This is a genomic window from Aphanothece microscopica RSMan92 (genome assembly GCF_046613545.2).
Taxonomy (GTDB): domain Bacteria; phylum Cyanobacteriota; class Cyanobacteriia; order PCC-6307; family Cyanobiaceae; genus NIES-981.
The window spans coordinates 1-506 of the sequence record NZ_JBKKKY020000449.1 but is presented as its reverse complement, the minus strand read 5'-3'; the positions used below and the strand labels follow the sequence as shown (position 1 = coordinate 506).

General features: G+C 47.8%; 1 protein-coding gene. It reads right to left on the bottom strand.

Features of this window, described 5'->3' with window-relative positions:
- Positions 1-7 precede the first annotated feature (7 nt).
- A partial coding sequence (locus ACLD7X_RS18485) for an RNA polymerase sigma factor (protein WP_411425143.1) occupies positions 8-506 on the bottom strand: 499 nt, incomplete at its 5' end.

The window sequence follows — 506 nt, the reverse complement described above, 5'->3', positions numbered from 1 at the left end:
GATACCCTCAACTGTGAATTATACCCCCTATGAAAAGCAAAATACCAGCTACCCAATTTCTGCGCAGACTATGCAGCGATTTTTGGAGTAGGTTGTACACCGATTGCCGCCCTAATTGCATCACTTCGGCAATCTGTTCGAAGCTCAGGTTTTGGTAAAAACGCAGGTAGATCAGTTCTTTCTGCCGGGGAGGCAGTTGATTCATAATCTGTTCGAGCTTTCGAAGCTGGTAAACTTCATGCTCTTCTTCGATAAGGCGCAAGTCAGATGAAAATTCTACCGAGAAGGCATACTCTTCGGACACCGTGGCGTGGTCGATCCGATTTTTTCGGGAAAGCTCACGCAGGATGCGGCTTTTGAGTACCACCAGCAGGTAAGCCCTTACATTTTCGACAGAGCTAATGGTTTCCTGCATCTTCCACAGACTTAAAAAGGTTTCCTGTATGCAGTCTTTCACAAATAGGGAAACTGGACCTGGCGGCTGCAGAGCCCGATCGCAAGCCTGG